Genomic DNA, 18,993 nt, shown 5'->3' on the forward strand with positions numbered 1-18,993 from the left:
ACAGCGCTGCTAAGGGGCCGATGAACAGGTTCCTTGCCAACCGGGAATGTGAACCGCGAGGCCGCCTGCTTCGTTCGACCGTCACAGGCACCGAATAGGTTGAGGGCGTGAGTCTTCGAGTCGTCGTAACCGAGTACGGGCCGCGGGCGGGTTCGGTCTTGCGCCGCCTCGTGTCGCAGGCCAAGGCCGACGATCCGCTGGCACCGGTCACGATCATCGTCTCGTCGAACTATGTAGGCGTCTCGGTGAGGCGGGCGATGGCCCGCCAGCAGATCACAGACGCTGGAGTCGGCATCGCCGGCATAGACCTGATCACCACCTATCGGCTCGCCGAGCTGATCGGGGCACCCGACCTGGCCGCAATGGGACGGCGCCCGGTTTCCAATCCGGTCGTCGCCGCGGCGATCAGGCAGGTCTTGGCCGGCCGGCGCTCGATGTTCTCGGCGGTACGAGAACACCCGTCGACCGAGCGCCAGCTGTTGCGCGTACACCGCGAGCTGCGCGACCTCAGCGACCCACAGCTGGACCTGCTGGCTGATCAATCCAGCCGGGCTGCCGATGTGGTCTCCATCCACAGACAGACCGAACAGGCCTTGGCCGCCGACTGGTACGACGAATTCGACCTGTTCGATGTTGCGACCTCACTTATCGACGCCGACCCAGACCAAGTGGCCAGGCGCGGCCGCATCATCGTTCACCTGCCCAAGACCCTGACAGCGGCCGCCGCTCGGCTGCTAACCACCATCGCTCGGCACAACGATGTCGTGGTGCTTGTCGGCACAACCGGACACCCGCGCGCCGACCAGTCGGCGCGCACTATCTGCGCCCAGCTCAACGTGTCTTTGCCCGAGGTCGCGGCCGAGGTGCCCGTTGCCTCCAACATCGTGTCGGTCTCAGACGCCGACGACGAGGTTCGAACGGTCGTGCGGTCGCTGATCCGGGCGGTCGTCGACGGCACGCCGCTGGAACGCATGGCCGTCGTGTTCGGCTCGGCCGACCCATACGCAAGGCTGCTGGCCGAACAGCTCGACGCCGCAGGTGTTCCGTTCAACGGGCAGGCGATACACGAGGTGGGTCACAGCGTCGTCGGGCGCACGTTGCGTTGTCTCTTGTCGCTGTCGGACCACGGCTACAGCCGGGCCGACGTCATGGCGCTGCTCTCCTCGGCCCCCATCAGGCAAGTCGCCGACGCGCCAGGCATCACCCCCACCGCCGACTGGGAGCGTCTCAGCCGCGAGGCCGGCATCACCCGCTCGCCAGAGCAGTGGAATCAGCGCCTCGAGCGCGTCATCGCCGATGCCCGCACCCAACTCGAGTCGGTCGACGAACACGACGATCGCCCAGATCGTTCGGCGCGACGGCGGCGCGCCGTGCGCCAGATGCGCTCGGCGGCCGAGCTGGCCCGGTTCGTGGCCGAACTGGTCGCCCTGACCGATCCGGGCGCCGTGCCCAGCTCGTGGCCCGAAAAATGTGCCTGGGCCCGCTCGCTGCTCAATCGATATCTGGGATCAGACCAGCGCCACTGGCCAGACCACGAGATCGAAGCAGCCGATCGAATCGACGCCGCACTAGACCGGCTGGCCGGCCTGGGCGAGATAGAGCTCGCCCCCACCCTCGGAACGTTCCGACGCGCACTCGACGCAGAGCTCGAGGCCGGATTGGGCCGAAGCGGCACCTTCGGAGAAGGTGTGTTCGTAGGTCATCCGGGTCAGCTCGCGGGCCTCGAGCTCGACGCGGTGTTTGTTCTGGGGCTTGCCGAAGGGGTGTTCCCCGCAACCAGACGAGACGATTCGCTACTGCCTGACCACGAGCGCGCGGTCCTCGACGGCGCTCTGGCGCTGGTCTCGGGCCGCCTCGACGACGAACACCGAGACTTCCTGGCTGCGCTGGCCTCGGCCTCGGGCAAACGGGTCTTGTCGTTTCCAAGGGGTGACCTGCGAAAGAGCGCCGAACGGGTGCCAAGCCGATGGCTCCTGGACACGGCGGGCGCACTCGCCGAGCGGCGGGTATGGAGCGAGGAGTTCGCTGCCGTCGCCTCGGCCGGCGATTGGGCGCACGAGATTCCCAGCTTCGTCGCAGGAATACGCGACGCGCCCTTTCCGGCTACCGATCAGGAGTACGAGGCCCAGCGCCTGCTCAACCGGTTGGCCGCCGAGGGGGTCGGCGCCGATCTCGCAGCCGATCCATTGGCCCGTCGCGAACCTGCCTTCAGGCGCGGCGCCGAGCTGATAGCCGCCAGGGCCTCGCGCTCGTTCACCCGGTTCGACGGCAACCTCACCTCGGTGTTCACCGCGCCCAGAGGCGACCATTCCGACCATCCGGTCTTTTCTCCCACCCGGCTCGAGACCTGGGCGTCGTGTCCCCACGCGTACCTGATGCGGTACGCGCTCGGCATCGAGCCCATCGAGCGCCCAGACGAGGCGACACGAATCTCGGCGCTCGACAAGGGCAGCCTCATCCACTCGGCCTTGGACGAGTTCGTCAACACCGAGCTGTCCCAAGGGCTGGTGCCCGACGCCGGCAGGCCCTGGTCGCCAGAGGCGCGCCAGCGCCTGCGCCACATCGTCGATCACCACTGCGACCTTGCCGAGAGCCGAGGATTGGTCGGCAAGCGGCTCTTCTGGCAACGCGACCGCAAACGCATCGTCTCAGATGTCCTCGCTGTGCTCGATAACGAACTGAGGCGCGAGCACCAGGGGCGACTGGTTGCAGCCGAGCTCGCATTCGGGCTCGGCGACTCGAGCCCTCTGCGGCATCGGCTGCGAGACGGTCGCACGATTGACATCAGAGGCAGCGCAGACCGCGTCGAGATCGCGCCCGACGGCTCGATCATCGTCATCGACTACAAGACCGGCAGCAGCCGGGGCTTCACCGACATCAAGCGCGATGTCGACAAGACCGCGAACGGCACGAAGCTCCAGCTACCCGTGTATGCCTTGGCAGCCAGACGCGAACACGGCGACCAGTCGACCCCGGTTCGGGCGATGTATTGGTTCATAACCTCGAAAGCGAACTACCAGTCGATCGGGTTCGAACTCGACGACGATGCCCTCGGTCGTTTCGACGAGGTCCTCGCGACGATCCTCGACGGCCTCGAACAGGGTGTGTTCCCGGCCAGACCCAGCGGAGAGAGCTTCGAGTTCTTCGTCAGCTGTGACTACTGCGATCCAGATCATCTCGGCTCGGGCGCCCGGCGGCGCGAGTGGGAGCGCAAACGTACAGACCCGCTGCTGCGGCCATACCGCGAGTTGGCCGAGCCCGAACTCCTGCTCGACATGGCCGATACCCCGGGCGCGCCATGAGCCAGCTCGATCTCTTCTCCCAGTTCGAACCAGAACCCCAGCCACCAGACCTCGACAACATCGAGTCGAGCGAGGCCGACACCACCCAGCGGGTTCCGGCCGACCAAGCGGCTCGCGACCAGATCGCTCATCGGCTCGATTCGACCATGTTCGTCGAGGCCGGGGCCGGGTCGGGCAAGACCAGCGCGCTGGTTCAAAGGGTCATACAGCTGGTTGCCTCCGGCGTCGAGATGCGCCACATCGCAGCCATCACCTTCACCGAGAAAGCTGCGCTCGAGCTGCGCGATCGGGTTCGGCGCAAGCTCGAGGAGACCGCCGACGAAACCACCGATGCCCTCTTGGCCGAGCGGTGCAGCGCAGCCCTCGACCAGGTCGACGGGGCGGCCATCTCGACCCTGCACGCCTTTGCCCAGCGGGTTCTCAGCGAGCACCCCGTCGAGGCGGGCCTGCCGCCCAGCATCGAGGTCCTCGACGAGATCAGCAGCCAGGTCGCCTTCGACGAACGCTGGAGGAGCTTCCTCGACGAGTTGCTAGACGACGACGACCAGGCCGAGCTGTTGTTGTTGGCAGACACGCTCGGCATCCGGCTCGACGTACACCTGCGAGACGTCGCAATCGCCTTTCGCGACAACTGGGACCTGGTCGCGGAGGCCGACCAATCGACGGGTCCCCTCAGCAGGCCTCGCATACAACCAATCCTCGATCGAATCGCCCAGATCGACGACCTCACCGACCAGTGCAAGAGCGCAGACGACAAGCTGTTGACCTGGATCCCAAACCTGGTTCGGTGGGGACAGGTGTTGGAATCGACCGACGACGTGCTCGATCTGGTCGAGGTGTTGCGGTCGCCGCCCGGCGGCCGGCTCAACGGCACCGCCAAGAATTGGCGGTGCGACGTCGACGACGTCAGAGCCCTGATTCGGTCTGCCCAACAGATGGCCGCAGACGAGGTGGCTCGCCTCACCGACAGCACCATCCGTCGGCTGGCATCGGTGGTGGCGGGGTTCACTCTCGAGCACGTCGAAGACCGGCGCACCAATGGCAGGCTCGAGTTCCACGACCTGCTGGTGCTCGCCCGCCAGATGCTTCGCAACCCCCAGACCGGGTGGCAGACGCGCCAGGCGCTTCGCGGCCGCTACCGCCGCTTGCTACTCGACGAATTCCAAGACACCGATCCAATCCAGATCGACCTGGCGGTGCTGATCGCCAGCGCAGACCCTGATGCCGGCACAAAGCCCTGGAATCAGATACCAACCGAGGCCGGCCGCCTGTTCTTCGTGGGCGACCCCAAGCAGTCGATCTACAGGTTCCGCAGGGCCGATGTGTCGCTGTTCCTGGAGGCCAGGAACACGTTCTCGGACAGCCCGGTAAGCCTGGACACGAACTTCCGCACGGTCTCGCCCGTTATCGAGTGGGTCAACACCGTGTTCTCCGAGCTGATACGCGGCGAGGCCGACCGGCAGCCCGAATACCAATCACTCCTTGCGTGGCGCCCGCCCCTGTCCGAAAAGACCAACCACGTGACCGTGCTGGGGGCGACCGAACACGGCGAACTGTCTGCCGACGAACTTCGCCGCGCCGAAGCCCAAGACGTGGCTGCAGTGATCGGGCAGGCGCTGGACCAGGGTTGGCAGGTCCACGACGAGGACTCCGGCACCTGGCGGCCGTGTCGACCCAACGACATCACCGTCCTGCTGCCGGCCCGGACCTCGTTGCCGGCTCTCGAGCGTGCGCTCGAGAGCGCCCAGATCGACTATCGAGCCGAGAGCTCTTCGCTGGTCTGGAGCACGGCCGAGATTCGCGAATTGATGGCCGTTCTGCGAGCGGTCGATGACCCCACCGACGAACTGTCGCTGGCCACCGCGCTGCGCTCGGCGGCCTATGGATGCGGCGACGACGACCTCTTTCGTTGGCGGCGTGTTCATGGCGGAACGTGGAACCATCAAGCCGATCCCCCACCCGGAATCGCCGCAGACGACCCGGTCGCCCAAGCAATGCTGCACCTGGGCGAGCTGCACCGGGCACGCATGTGGACCACGCCCAGCGCGCTGATCGAGCGCATCATCCGAGAGCGTCGGCTCCTCGAGCTCGGGGTTGCCCGCAGCCGACCTCGCGACGTATGGCGCCGCCTGAGATTCGTCCAGGACCAAGCGCGCGCTTACGTCGACAGCGAGGGTGGTGGTCTGAGGCAGTTCATCTCATGGGCCACGCTGCAGAGCGCAGAGGGATCTCGCGTAGCCGAGACGCTTCTGCCCGAAACCGACGCCGACGCGGTCCGAATCATGACCATCCACGCCTCGAAGGGCCTCGAGTTTCCCATCACCGTTCTCTCGGGCCTCACCACGGCGGGTTCCGCCAGGCGCGCCGGCGTTCAGGTCGCCTTCCCTCGAGGCGGCGACGTGGTCATCAAGATGAGCAAAGACCTCGCCACCGCCGACTACGACGAGTTCAAGCCCATCGACGAACAGATGGATCACCTCGAGCGGCTCCGGCTGCTGTACGTAGGGGCCACCCGGGCCCGCGATCATCTAGTCGTATCTCTTCACCGCTCTGCACGGCAGCGCAACAAGAACAACGCCGAGCGGCCGGCCAACCTCTTGTCAGGTGCGCAACTCATCGAGGCCGCCGCGTCGCGCGGCAACGCCAACCACGCAGTTTTTGCGCCGTCGCCGACACCACAGCGCAGCGCGGGTCAACCCAGCCCCGACACCGCCGACACCATCGATCGTCCCAGTTGGGAGACCGCCCGTTCAGCCGCACTGGCCCGCGGCGCGGTCTCGTCGACTCTGGCCGCCACCACCATCGCAAAGTACGCAACGCCCCGGACCGACCAGGCGACAGAATCCGTCGTGGACCCCGGAATGCAGAAGGGCCCTCGCGACATCGACCTCCCGCCCTGGAACAAGGGCCGCTACGGAACGGCGATCGGGCGAGCGGTTCACGCCGTGCTGCAGACGATAGACCTCGATGGCGGTGCCGGGGTCGAACAGACCGTGGCCGCGCAGGCCGCGGCCGAGGCGGTGATCGGATACGAGGCCCTCATCGCAGATCTTGTGCACTCGGCACTCGACAGTCCGGTGGTGCGCGAGGCCGTGACGTTGCCTCACTGGCGCGAAACCTATGTGGCGGCTCCCGTCGACTCCTCGACCACGATCGAGGGCTACATCGATCTGCTGTATCGCCGTGGCGACGGGCTGGTGATCGTCGACTACAAGACCGACTCGGTGGATCAGGCCGAACTGTCGCGGCGTATGGGCAAATACGAGCTCCAGGGTGCTACCTATGCCATCGCGCTCGAGCGTGCGACCGGCGAAACCGTCGCTGACGTCGTGTTCTTGTTCCTGTCTCCTGACGGAGCAAAAGCGGTTTCGGTCAACGACCTCGCCGGCGCCAAGGCAGCCGTCGCCGAGCTCGCTTCGGTATCGCGGCACACCGTTGGCTAGTTTCGGTCCAGACCGAGGAGAACCAATGCCCAGCCCCATTCACACACGTCTTTGCGACGATCTCGGATGCAAATACCCCATCTTCGGGTTCACCCACTCGCTCGAGGCGGCGATCGCGGTAACCAAGGCCGGCGGTATCGGGGTGTGGGGCGCCACGCGCTCGACTCCCGAGGAGATCGAGGTTGCGCTGACCACGATGGCCCAGGAGCTTGGCGACTTGCCCTATGGCATCGACCTGGTGATACCGCCCGGCATGCCAGAACGCGACAACCGTGACGAGGTCGAAGCCGCGATTCCCGAAGAACACAAACAGTTCGTGGCCGGCCTGCGCGAGAAGTACGGCGTACCCGACGACGGTATGCCCGGCATGCGCACCCGGTTCATACGAAGCGAGGCCAGCGCACGCGCCCAGGTGGACGTCGTGATGGACTCGAAGCTGCCCATCTTGGCGCTGGGCATCGGGTCTCCTGAATGGGTCATCGGCCCGTCGAAGGAGCGGGGCATGAAGATGATCAGCCTGGTGGGACAGCCCAAACACGCCGTTCGGGCGCTGCAGGCCGGGGCAGACATCATCGTCGCCCAGGGCTACGACGCCGGAGCCCACACCGGAACCGTGGGCACCTTCTCGCTGGTACCTCAGATAGTCGACGTCTGTGGTGACGTTCCTGTGGTAGCCGCCGGCGGTGTGGCCACGGGCAGACACATCGCCGCAGCCATGGCCATGGGAGCCGTAGGTGTTTGGACCGGCACCATCTGGCTCGTGTGCGAAGAGAACCACGTCGAGGGCCAGATCGTCGACAAGCTGATTGCGGCCGGCAGCGCCGACACCGTCATCAGTCGGGCCGACAGCGGCAAGACATTCAGGCAGATCCGTACGGCGTGGAGCGACGAATGGGCAGCCGAGGGCGCCCCGAGCCCGCTGAAGATGCCCTATCAAGACGTGTTGGTGGGCGACATACTCGGACAGATCGAACGCCACGAAATCGCACCGCTCATGCATTCGGGCGCCGGCCAGAGCGTCGGCTACCTGAACGCGCGCTCGACCGTCGCCGAAACAATGACCTCCCTGGTCGGCGAGGCCGAAGCCGTGGTCACCAATCTGGGCCGCTGAACTCCCTGGCCCGTCAACTCAGTCGATTTCGGCCAGTGCTCGCTCGACCTCGTCGGGCGCCAGAGGACGGCTCAGCAGATAGCCCTGCACATAATCGGCGCCCAGACGGCGCAGTGCCGCCAGCTGGGCCTCGCTCTCGGCACCCTCGGCCACGGTGCCGATGCCCAGGGCCGAGGCCATCTCGACCACTGCGGCGACGATGGCTTCGTCGGCGTCGCTGCGGTCGAGTGACTGCACGAACGATCTGTCGATCTTCAGCCGATCGACGTGGAACTGGCTCAGATAGCTGAGCGAACTGAAGCCGGTGCCGAAGTCGTCGATGGCCACGTTCACCCCAAGGTCGTGGAGGTCGCTGAAAGTCGCCATCGCCGCGTCGGAGTCGCTCAACAGGTCGTTCTCGGTGACCTCGAGCCAGAGCCGGTTGGCCTCGAGCGAGCTCGACCCGAGCACCGCTGGTATCAGCTCGCGCAGGCGCGAGTCGTGGAACCACTTTGGCGAGCAGTTCACCGCTAGGTGCCACGACTTGGCAGCTTCACTTCGCTGCGACCAGTCGTTGAGCTGGGCGCAAGCTCGCTGCAACGTGACCTCGTCGATCTCATCCATCAGACCTGCCTCGTCGGCGATCTGGAGGAACTGACTGGGCTCGAGCAGACCGAGTTCTGGGTGATGCCAGCGCAGCAGGGCCTCGAATCCGGCGATTCGGTTGGTGCTGAGATCTATGACCGGCTGATAGTGGATGGTGAATTCGTCGCGTTCGATGGCTTTTCGCAGTGACCGCTCGAGGTCGAGCCGCCTCACAGCTTCGGCACGCATCGAGAACTCGAAGCGCTCGACGGTGTTTCGCCCAGCCGCCTTGGCCCGGTACATCGCCGCATCAGCATCGCGAAGCATCGACTCGGGCGAATCGTCTCGGCCCGAGCCGACGATGACACCTATCGATGCGGTGACGTGGATCACATCACCACCCACGGCTATCGGCTGTCGGACGTCGGCCAACAACGCGTCAGCGAACCGATCGAGCGCCTCGCCGTCGTCGACGCCGCTGCACACAACGGCGAACTCGTCGCCACCGAATCGGGCGATGAAGTGTGGCGCCTCGACCAGGTCTGCCAGACGACGACCAACCGTCGCTATCACCTCGTCGCCCGCCGAGTGACCGAGGCTGTCGTTGACGACCTTGAAGCGATCGATGTCGATGAAGAACAACGAGACCGGGCTGGCGTCGAGGCTGCTCTGCTCGAGTACCAGGCCGAGGTGCTCCAGCAACCTGACGCGGTTGGGCAAGCCGGTCAGCGCGTCGTTGAAGGCCATGTGTTCGAGTTCGAGTTCGGCCACGCGACGCGCCGTCGTGTCCAGCGACTGCACGAGGAACCGTCGGTCGGTGTCGTCCGCGCGGTCGAGGCTCGAGATCGACTCCGTTATCCACACGACATGCCCATCGGGCCTCAGGTACCTGACCTCGGCCTGGCTGGTGTGGTCGTTGCCTTCGACCATCCCGGCAAAGCGATCAGCCTGATCCTGGGCGTCGGCCGGATGCACGAAGTCGAACAGTCGCGAACCCTCGATGTCTTGGTCAGCGCGTCCCAACTGGCGAGCCATCGTACGGTTCGATCGCACGATTGTTCCGTCGACGGTGATCTCGGCCGAGCCGATCGGGGCCCGCTCGAATCCGGTCAGGTAGCGACGGTTCGAGCGACTCAACTCGGCGGCGACCTTGGCCCGGCGGTCCGATGCCCGCTGCCGCGTGGTCAACAATCCGAGCACGGCCAAAGCCAGGGTCAGCCCAGCAGCCAGGATCACCCAGTGTTCTGAGCTGCCGGGAATGTCCAGGAAGTCCTGGCCGCTGGACATCACCAACACCCACTCGGAACCGAAGATGTCTTGTTGTGCCGAGTAGCGAAAAACAGACTCGTCCGACGACAACGAGATGACACCATCCGCGGTCGAGCGGAAGTCTGGCAATCCGCCGTCAGACCTGGTCACCAAGAACTCGCCATCGGGCGGAACCAAAGCGCTATCGACACCCTCGTGAGCGAGGGCGGGGCTCAGGAACACCGGACCCACGAAGCCGAGCACGACGACTCGGCCGGGGTTCTCGGGCAACGTGGTGATCAGGACCACCTGTTCTTCGCCGGCCGGACCAAGAACAGACACCGAGCACAAGTCTCCGGACGGCGCGTCGGCTATGGCTTCGATGACCCGCGCGTCGGCACCGAGATCGACGCCTTCCATTTCCAAGAGCGGCTCGCCAGAACCGCTGGCTGCAGCAGAGACGGTCACAGAACCGTCGGCGAGGTCGGCCAGGGCAACCCATCTGAGCGCAGGCACACGGTCGACGACTGGCAGGTTCTGCATGTACCGGGCCAACGATGTGGTGTCGTTTGCACCGGCCGAAGAGGCCCACGCAGCTGCGCCCTTTGCCAGGAACAGCAGCTTGGACTGTTCGAGACCGATCCGGCTCTCGGTGTCTTTGACGACGTTGGCAAACAGGGCCTCGGCCGACGAGATGGCCCTGTCACGCTCGGCTTGGACCGAGCTTCTGCGCACCAGGAACACCGCTACCGAGGCGATGGCGATCGAACCCGCAACGATCCACGGAAGGGCGCGACCCCACGCCAATGATTGAGTACGTCTTTCGTCTGTCGGCGCCGCTGCCATGGTTGGGGACATCTCGATCAAGTAGTTCGGCGTCACCCTATGCGCGCGAAACATGGTGCGCCATAGGCAGGGCGCGTTGCATCGGGTGCCTGTTGCTGGTGAGATCGGGTGCGTGAGAAGGCTGAAGAACGCAGCGTCATTCGCCTTTGGCGTAGCGATGTGGACGCTGGTCGAGTACCTGGTTCACCGTGTGGGGTTTCATCACCCAGGTTCACCGAGGGTGGTCAGCAGCGAGCATCGGATGCACCACCGAGATCCGTTGGCGACATCACTTCCGAAGCGGCTGCTGGGGCATGGCGCGGTCGCCGCCGCTTCATCGCCTGCCTATCTGTTCACCCGAACCTCAGGCTCGTTGGCTCGTTGGCTCGGCTTCGTGGTCGGCTATGCGGCCTACGAAACCACCCACTGGCGCATCCATCACATGCCTCACACCGTGTCGGCCCAGCGGCGCCACCACCATCTGGCCCATCACGCAAAGAGCCGCACCAACTTCGGAGTAACCACCAAGGTCTGGGACGATGTCTTGGGCACGAACCAACGGCGAGCGTGATTCACTGCAAAGCCATGGGTATCGAATATCTGGCCGACCTCGAATCTGCGTGTGGACCTGACCCGGGGATCGTCTGCGATGCGGTGCACGGCTGGACCAACTCCGACAACCTGGCTCGCCTGGCCGAGTGGACCATCGAAAAGCCGGCAACAGTTCTACTGATCCTGGCCGTCGCATGGATTGCGTCGCGAGTCGTCAGAAGGGCCATCGATCGCTTCATCGCCCGCCTGATCGCCGAGCGTGAAGACCTTGTGGTCGACCCCACCGCCGTTGTGAGCGCACCGCCTATGGGGCCCACCGAGATCTTGGCCGAAAAGGCACGCCGCCGCTTCGAATCTCTGGCGGTGGCAAAGGAACGCTCGAAGCAGCGGGCCACCACCTTGGGGGCGGTTCTGAAGAGCCTGGCCACTACGACGATCTGGGTGATGGCCTTGTTGATCGCTCTCGGCGAGGTCGGCATCAGTCTCGGCCCGCTCATCGCGGGAGCGGGCATCGCTGGTATTGCGATCGGCTTTGGCGCCCAATCGCTGGTGCGCGACTTCCTCGCCGGCATCTTCATCGTCATCGAAGACCAATACGGTGTCGGCGACGTGGTCGATGTGGGCGAGGCCACCGGCACCATCGAGGCCGTGACCCTGCGCACCACCCGCCTGCGTGACGTAACCGGTGTTCTGTGGGTGGTTCCCAACGGCGAAATCCGCAGGGTGGGCAACATGTCGCAGATGTGGGCTCGTACGGTGCTCGACGTCGGGGTCAGCTACGACACCGACCTGGAGCTGGCCTCGACCGTCATCAAACAGGTGGCCGACGGCATGTGGCAAGAACAGTTGGACACGGCGACGATTCTCGAAGAACCCGAGGTCTGGGGGTTCAGGATCTGGGCGACTCGGCCGTGACCATCCGCCTGGCAGTCAAGACCGAACCCAGCGAACAGTGGGCGGTGGCCAGGACCCTGAGACGCAGAATCAAGGACCGCTTTGATGCCGAGGGAATCGAGATCCCGTTCCCCCAGACCACCGTGCACCTTCGTCACGACTCGACGGGCGACTCGGTGTCAGATGGCGAAGGTTCCGCTTCGGAGACCGACGGCTCGTCCTGATCGGCCGACGAACGAACCCGATCCAGCACGGCCACCAGGCCCGCCAGACCGACGACTATCAACGCCGTGGCCCAGAGCCAGGTCTCGGCCTCGTCCAACGATGTGTCGGCCATCGAGGTGATGGCTATCACCAGGAACCCCACTCCGAAGATGAGGGGCACCGGTGCCAGCCTGTGTTTGGGAAGCAACTCACGGGACACGGACGACCTCCACGTTTCCGATTCCGGTATCGATGTTGATCTCCAACCGCCCGTCGGCGCGCGAGTTGCCGTCCGTGCTGAGGTCCAACGAGTTGCTCAACCCCGCCCTGTTGATGTCGGCCAGATGGTCGTTGCGATCGATGTAGTCGACATTGCCGATGTCGTTGGTGACCCGAAGGTCGATCGCCGGTTCGGAAGGCAAGTAGACGCGAAGCTCGCCCACACCCAGAGTTATGTCGAGCTCGCGCTGTTCCCCTGCTACCTCGATGTTTCTCAGGTCCACCACCAGCTCACCGGCCCCCAGGCGATACTCGGACTCCAGTTCGGCCAGTGTCGACGGGGCGAAGCGCACCTCGCCTGTGCCGTCGTCGAGTATCGGGTCGACCCAGCGAGCAGTCAGCGTGAACATCACGACCACGATCCCCACGAAGATCAGTCCCGTTGCCCGGCCTCGCACCGTCGACAACAAGAGGCCCGCTGCGATCAGCACCAGCCAGATCGCACCCATCATCACCAATGAGGCATCGACGGCACCGCCGCGGTCCAGAACCAGCACGACCCCAGAGGCCAACACCATGAGGCTGAGCACGGTGGGGGTGATGACACTTGGTGGCTTGGGCGCCCGACGCGGCTTACCTCCCACAGTGTCGGCAGCAGGAGCCGACGATGCCGGCGGCGGGCCGGATCCAGCCGACGCTGTTGGGGACGGGTAGGCCACCGGCACGACACCCGTGTCGAAGTCGGACACAGCGGGCGCGAATGAATCGACGGGTTCGACAGTGCCGGCGCCTTCGGGTCCGGATGCCGCGGTTGGCCCCGGTGTGTGCGGCGACGGGTCGTTGTCGCGGGGTGGCCGGTCCCGGCCCGCGATCAACGCAACACCCGCCGCCACCAGCACCAAAGGCAGCAACACACCGCCGCGGATGTCGACCAGCCCGTCGGCCAGCAACACCAAACCAAGGCCACCGATGACGATGGCGACGGCCTTGCGCTTGTCGCTGCTGCCCCTGACCGATTCGCTGACCGAGTCGAGTGCGGTGTGGTCTGAGGCATCGGGCATCACCAGCCACATGACCCCGTAGGCCAGAACCCCGGCCCCGAACCCGATCAGGGCCAAGATCACGAATCCGATCCGCACGATCGTCGGGTCGATCTCGAAGTAGTTGGCTATTCCGCCGCAAACACCGGCGAGCTTCTGGTCGCTGCTGCGGCGAAGCCTTCTGCGCTCTGTGCCCGATGTACTCATGTCCATATCGTTGTCGATCATGGGCCAATCGTCCGACCAAGGTCGTCTGTTCTCAATCGGGGACGACCCTGAAACTCCCCTGAGCGAGACACGGGGTGTAGGGGTGGCATCAGGGTTGGCCCCTGATGCCGTCGTCAGCTGCCTACGCGATCATGCTGGGGTGGAGACCGGGACATGACGCCGACGCATTGGTTCGACTGGCGCCCGACACGCGCCGCCAGCGATGTGGTCCTGACGGGCACCGCCGCCGGTCTCGCAGGCTCATTGGGGGTCGGACCCCTGGTGGTGCGCGTGTCGTTTGTTGTCCTCGGGATCGCCGGCGGTCTGGGCGTCGTGTTCTACGTCGCGTTGTACTTGGCGACCCTCGCCAACGACCCCACCGACGACCCCAGGGCCCTGGCCGATCTGACCCGGGCCGACGCCAGCGAGCGGGTATTGGGTGTTGGCCTGATCACCCTCGGACTGTTGCTGGCGATCAGGGCGACCTGGCCTGGCTTCATCGACTCGATCGTCTGGCCGGTTGCGGCCCTGGCAACAGGATTTGTCATCGCGGTCGAGCGAGGACGCGTAAACCTGGGCGAGTTCGTGATGGGCAGCGACAGCCGGCGCACATCACCGACCGTCGTCGCCGTTCGGGTGCTCGGCGGGCTGGGACTGACGATTGGCGGCCTGGTGGCACTGCTGGCCCTCAACTTCGATTTCGACGCGGTCAACAACGTGGTGTTCGCGACCATCGCCATCGCCGCCGGGCTGGGCATCGTCTTGGGCCCATGGATTCGCTCGGTCACCGCAGACCTCATCGACGAGCGACGCAACCGAATCCGATCCGAGGAAAAGGCCGAGTTGGCCGCTCACCTGCACGACTCGGTGCTTCAGACCCTGTCGTTGATCCAGCGAAGCGCCGACGATCCGGCCCGCATGGCTCAGCTGGCCAGGCGTCAAGAGCGCGAGCTGAGATCGTGGCTGCACGGAGACGGTCGGCTCGGCCACAGCGACCGGCTGAGAGAGGGCCTCGAGACCGCGGCCGCTGCCGTAGAAGACGACCATGGCGTGCCGATCGATGTGGTGGTGGTCGGCGACCGCCCGGCCGACGAACGCATCGACGGCTTGCTGGCCGCAGCCCGAGAGGCCATGCACAACGCCGCCAGGCACAGCGGCACGAGCCGAATCGACGTGTTCGCCGAGGTTGGCGCCGACGCGGTCCAGGTGTTCGTGCGCGACACCGGATGCGGCTACGACCAGGCGTCGGTGCCAGCCGATCGAAGGGGCGTCAGCGAGTCGATCAGAGGCCGTATGCGCAGGCTCGGAGGTGCGGCCACGGTGATCACAGCTCCGGGCGAGGGCACCGAGGTCGAGCTCGAGTTGCCGCTCACAGCGGCCGACCTGGCCGAATCCGAGGAGACGGGATGACCAACAACCAACGGGTGAAGGTGGTCGTTGTCGACGATCACGAACTGGTGCGGTCTGGCGTCAAGTCGACCATCGGCGATGTGTTCGAGGTGATGGGCGAGGCGGCCGATGTCGACGAAGCCATCGACGTCATCACGAGATGCCGGCCCGACGTCGTGCTGCTCGATGTCCACCTGCCGGGCGGCAACGCACCAGCGGTGATCGAAGGCATAGAACAGAGGATGGTCGAAACCAAGTTCTTGGCGCTGTCGGTGTCAGATGCTGCCGACGATGTCATTGCCGTCATACGCGCCGGGGCCCGGGGATATGTGACCAAGAGCATCGGGTCGGACGAGCTACTCGACGCGATCCAGCGGGTCGCCGACGGCGATGCTGTGTTCTCGCCGCGACTGGCCGGCTTCGTGCTGGACGCGTTCGCGTCGCATCTGCCGACCCCGGACGACCCCGAACTCGACCAGCTGACAACACGCGAGCGCGAGGTCCTCAGGCTGCTGGCGCGAGGGTATGCCTACAAAGAGATCGCCCGGCGGCTGTCGATTTCGGTGAAGACGGTCGAGACCCACGCCTCGGCCATTTTGCGCAAGCTGCAGTTGTCGAACCGCCACGAACTGACCGACTGGGCTCATCGACGCCGCATCGTCTGAACCAACTCAGTTTCCGAGCGCCGCCAGCTTGTGCATGAACCCCTCTGGTGGCCGGGTTGGCCGTCCGGCATCGTCGCAGATGCCCACATGGATATCGGCGGTGACGAGAACCTCTTCGCCGCGCATCACTCGTTGGTGCCAACGCGAAGACGCACGGCGGGTCTCGGCGACCTCGGTTTCGATCGTCACCACGTCTCCCGCCACCGCCGGCTTCTTGAACTTGACGTCGATCGCGGTGATGACGATCTGGATTCCGTCGGCCTGCAGGAGGTCGAGGCCCATGCCTGCGTCTTCGAGCGCCTCGACACGACCTGCCTCGAGCCAAGACACGTACACAGCGTGATTGACATGGCGATAGGGGTCGATCTCGGAGAACCTGACACGAAAGCTGGTGCGGTGGGCCACACCTTGACCCTAGACCGCCTGATGGCGCGCCTGCAGTGCCGTCGGCGGCTTGGCGATGAGCGCCAGGGGCACGGTCACCGCGGCCAGCACGGCGGCCACGATCCAGCCTGTGGTGTAGTCGCCGCCGTTGGTGTCGACGAGGCGACCCAGCACCCACGCCCCCAGGGCCCCGCCGGTGGTCGAGACCAGACGGCCTATTCCCATCACCCGCCCCAGGGTGGCGATGCCGAAGTAGTCGGCATAGATCGCAGGGCGAAGCGGGATCGAGCCCCCGAAACCCGGTGAAACCACCAGCACCGCGACGATGGCATGCCAGGGACGACTGGCGACCGCAAGCAGCAAGAAACCCACGATGAACGGCGCCATGGTCAAGGCGAACACGGCCCGCAATGCAAACCGGTCGCCCAGCAGACCGACGACCAAACGCCCGGGCGCCGAAGCGATCGAGAAGATCAACAGCGCTGCCCCGGCCAGACCCTTGCTGGCACCGAGGTCGCTCTCGATGAAAGCGGCGACGTGAACCACGAAAGCGACCCGGACGAAGTCGGTGAACAGGGTTGCCAGGTTCACCAACACGAAGGACCGAGACCTGACGGCGGCGCCGATGGGGATTTCGTGATCGCTGGCCCTGGCCTGCATGTCTCCGGCGCCATCGAGGGGCTGGTGATGATCGGCTGGTCTGCGCCTGACCCGATGCCCGACCGTGAACGCCACCACCACCAGCACCGCGGCCATGAAGCGTAGGGTGGGACGCCACCCGAATTGTTCGATGGCCAATGCCACGAAGTAGGCGAAGGTGCCGCCCAGCGCCCCTCCGAAGGTCATGACCGACATTGCGAACGCTCGCCGCTTGCGGAACCAGGTGGCGGTCACGTACTGGCCGACCTGGCCGCCCGAGGCGGTGTTGCCAACAGCGATCATCAGCATCGCGGCGTAGAAGTGCCACAACTGGGATATGTACGACATCGCTACGCAGCCCAGCGCCGACAGCAACAGCCCGGCGCGCAGCAGATGGCGCGGCGGGTAGCGGTCGAGGGCCCAGCCCACCAAAGGCGCGGCGATACCGCCGACCTCGCTGCGCAACGAGAATCCGATCGAGGTTGCGGCCGCCGACCAGGCAAATTCCTCCTGGAACTCGGTGAAGAAGGTGCCGAGCCCATAAAAGAAGAACCCGGCGATCAGCGACACCACTGACGCGGCGGCAGCGACGACGAGCCAACCCTCGTAGACCTTGCCGTCTTCGCCGCGAAGGAACGACCCGAACGAGGCGAGCCGCGCCGGCGATGAGCTGTCCGCTCGCCGTTCAACCACCGCACGAGTGTGCCGAAGGTCGCGGCCGGGTGCGAATCGGGCGCCTACGATCCTTGACGTGACACGACCAATCGCAGCGGTCGACATCGGCACGAACTCGATGCACCTGATGGTCGCCGCAACCCTCGACGATGGATCGTTTCGCATCCTGACCCGGGAGAAGGAGCCGGTTCGACTGGGCTCGGGCGGTGGCGACATGAAGCGCCTGTCGCCAGACGCCATCGATCGCGGCATCGAGTGCCTCACCAGGTTCGCGGCGATAGCGGGCCAGTGGGATGCCGAGCTACACGCCTATGCAACCAGCGCCGTTCGCGAGGCCAAGAACCGCGACGACTTCATCTATCGAGCCATGGCCGAGGCAGGCGTCGAGGTAGAGGTCATCAGCGGAGCGGAGGAGGCGCGGCTGATTCACCTGGGCGTGATCCAGTCGGTGCCGGTCGACCGCAGACATCTCGTCGTCGACATCGGAGGCGGCTCGACCGAATTCGTCGTCGCTGACTCTGCCCAGCCAATGTTGACCCGAAGCCTCAAGCTGGGCGCCATACGCCTGACCGATCGGTTCTTTCCGGGTGGCGTGTGCGATGAGAAGTCGACACTGGCGTGTCGTCGATACGTGCGCAGCTTCATAACGCCCCTCACCGCCGAGATCGGTTTGCTGGACCCCGGCCTTCACATCGCCAGTTCGGGAACGGCCGAGACCCTGGCGGTCATGGCCGGCCGGCCAGAGGTGTTGGACTCGTCCGACCTTGCTTCGCTGACAGACCAGCTCGTGTCGTCGACACCCAAGCAGCGTTTGGCCATGAGCGGGCTCGACGAGCGCCGCAAGGACATCATCGCCGCGGGCGCCGTCCTGCTCGACGAGATCACCCGATCGCTCGGGATCCAGCAGTGGACCATCAGCGAGCTGGCACTGCGAGCGGGCATCGTGCTCGACATCTCACAGCGACGGACGGGCGGCACGACGCTGCACCACCTTTCCGATCTGCGACGCGAAAGCGCCCTCACGGTTGCCCGCCGCTACGAAGAAGACGTCGAACACGCCGAACACATAACCGACCTGGCATTGGAGCTCTTCGACGATCTCACTGTTTGGCACGGGCTCGGGGCCGATGAACGCGACCTGCTCGAGACAGCAGGACTGCTGCACAACATCGGGGTGTTCGTCAGTCACAGCGCACATCACAAGCACAGCCAGTACCTGATATTGAACACCGAACAGTTGGCCGGATTCACCGAACACGAGCGCAACCTCGTGGCCCAGGTGGCTCGATACCACCGCAAGAGTGCTCCCAAAGCCAAACACGTCGAGTTCAGCGAATTAGCCGAACGCGACCGGTGGATAGTCCAGGTTCTGGCCTCGATACTGCGAGTTGCGATCGGGCTCGATCGCAGTGCCAGGCGGGTGGTCAGGTCGGTCGCGGCCCACATCGAGGAACAGACCATCTCGATAGCCGCCTCCGTGGACCCCGAACAAGACGCCGAGTTGGAGATCTACTCGGCCGCCAGTCGTGCCGACCTGCTGGAGAAACTGTCGAAACGCCGAGTCGAGGTAGTCGCGGCGTCACGTCCACAAAACCCCCACCCCAGCCAAGGCCGAGGCTGACATCTAGCCAG

13 protein-coding genes are annotated in these 18,993 nt (G+C 65.3%); 8 read left to right on the forward strand and 5 right to left on the reverse strand.

Annotation, left to right across the window (positions count from 1 at the left end):
* The first annotated feature begins 107 nt into the window (after window positions 1-107).
* The 3 genes from R2770_16905 to R2770_16915 are packed head-to-tail and all read left to right on the forward strand — an operon-like array spanning window position 108 to window position 7,856.
* On the forward strand, window positions 108-3,302 hold the full coding sequence (locus R2770_16905) for a PD-(D/E)XK nuclease family protein (GenBank protein ID MEZ5282142.1): 3,195 nt from the start codon (window positions 108-110) through the stop codon (window positions 3,300-3,302).
* Window positions 3,299-6,745, forward strand: a complete 3,447-nt coding sequence (locus tag R2770_16910) for a UvrD-helicase domain-containing protein (GenBank protein MEZ5282143.1) — start codon at window positions 3,299-3,301, stop codon at window positions 6,743-6,745. The genes R2770_16905 and R2770_16910 overlap by 4 nt, the downstream gene beginning before the upstream one ends.
* Window positions 6,746-6,770: 25 nt before the next feature.
* A complete protein-coding gene (locus R2770_16915) occupies window positions 6,771-7,856 on the forward strand; it encodes a nitronate monooxygenase (GenBank protein ID MEZ5282144.1) in 1,086 nt (361 codons plus the stop codon).
* An 18-nt stretch (window positions 7,857-7,874) separates the two neighbouring features.
* Here R2770_16915 and R2770_16920 read toward each other — a convergent pair whose 3' ends face one another.
* Window positions 7,875-10,526, reverse strand: a complete 2,652-nt coding sequence (locus tag R2770_16920; protein MEZ5282145.1) for a bifunctional diguanylate cyclase/phosphodiesterase — start codon at window positions 10,524-10,526, stop codon at window positions 7,875-7,877.
* Window positions 10,527-10,626: 100 nt separating this feature from the next.
* Here R2770_16920 and R2770_16925 point away from each other — a divergent pair, with 100 nt between their 5' ends.
* A complete protein-coding gene (locus tag R2770_16925) occupies window positions 10,627-11,064 on the forward strand; it encodes a sterol desaturase family protein (protein ID MEZ5282146.1) in 438 nt (145 codons plus the stop codon).
* 14 nt (window positions 11,065-11,078) lie between these two features.
* On the forward strand, window positions 11,079-11,960 hold the full coding sequence (locus tag R2770_16930; GenBank protein ID MEZ5282147.1) for a mechanosensitive ion channel: 882 nt from the start codon (window positions 11,079-11,081) through the stop codon (window positions 11,958-11,960).
* A 133-nt stretch (window positions 11,961-12,093) separates the two neighbouring features.
* On the opposite strand, the gene R2770_16935 is transcribed toward R2770_16930, so the two are convergent.
* Both R2770_16935 and R2770_16940 read right to left on the reverse strand, forming a co-directional pair.
* A complete protein-coding gene (locus tag R2770_16935; protein ID MEZ5282148.1) occupies window positions 12,094-12,363 on the reverse strand; it encodes a hypothetical protein in 270 nt (89 codons plus the stop codon).
* Window positions 12,353-13,630 (reverse strand): PspC domain-containing protein, encoded by a 1,278-nt coding sequence (locus tag R2770_16940; GenBank protein MEZ5282149.1) that lies wholly within the window; start codon window positions 13,628-13,630, stop codon window positions 12,353-12,355. Before R2770_16940 ends, R2770_16935 begins: the two co-directional genes overlap by 11 nt.
* A 153-nt stretch (window positions 13,631-13,783) precedes the next feature.
* Here R2770_16940 and R2770_16945 point away from each other — a divergent pair, with 153 nt between their 5' ends.
* Entirely contained in the window at window positions 13,784-15,019 is a 1,236-nt protein-coding gene (locus tag R2770_16945; GenBank protein MEZ5282150.1) for a PspC domain-containing protein, read from the forward strand.
* Window positions 15,016-15,663: a response regulator transcription factor gene (locus R2770_16950; GenBank protein MEZ5282151.1), complete on the forward strand. Its 648-nt coding sequence runs from the start codon at window positions 15,016-15,018 to the stop codon at window positions 15,661-15,663. The genes R2770_16945 and R2770_16950 overlap by 4 nt, the downstream gene beginning before the upstream one ends.
* Before the next feature lie 6 nt (window positions 15,664-15,669).
* Here the strand turns inward: R2770_16950 and R2770_16955 are convergent, their stop codons facing one another.
* Together R2770_16955 and R2770_16960 are read right to left on the reverse strand one after the other, a co-directional pair.
* On the reverse strand, window positions 15,670-16,068 hold the full coding sequence (locus R2770_16955) for a thioesterase family protein (GenBank protein ID MEZ5282152.1): 399 nt from the start codon (window positions 16,066-16,068) through the stop codon (window positions 15,670-15,672).
* Between the two features lie 9 nt (window positions 16,069-16,077).
* A complete protein-coding gene (locus R2770_16960; GenBank protein ID MEZ5282153.1) occupies window positions 16,078-17,379 on the reverse strand; it encodes an MFS transporter in 1,302 nt (433 codons plus the stop codon).
* Between the two features lie 58 nt (window positions 17,380-17,437).
* Here R2770_16960 and R2770_16965 point away from each other — a divergent pair, with 58 nt between their 5' ends.
* Window positions 17,438-18,982, forward strand: coding sequence for a Ppx/GppA phosphatase family protein (locus R2770_16965; GenBank protein MEZ5282154.1), 1,545 nt, complete (start codon window positions 17,438-17,440; stop codon window positions 18,980-18,982).
* Window positions 18,983-18,993: the final 11 nt, after the last annotated feature.

The organism is Acidimicrobiales bacterium (assembly GCA_041394185.1).
In the GTDB taxonomy this organism is placed as follows: domain Bacteria; phylum Actinomycetota; class Acidimicrobiia; order Acidimicrobiales; family Poriferisodalaceae; genus JAAETH01.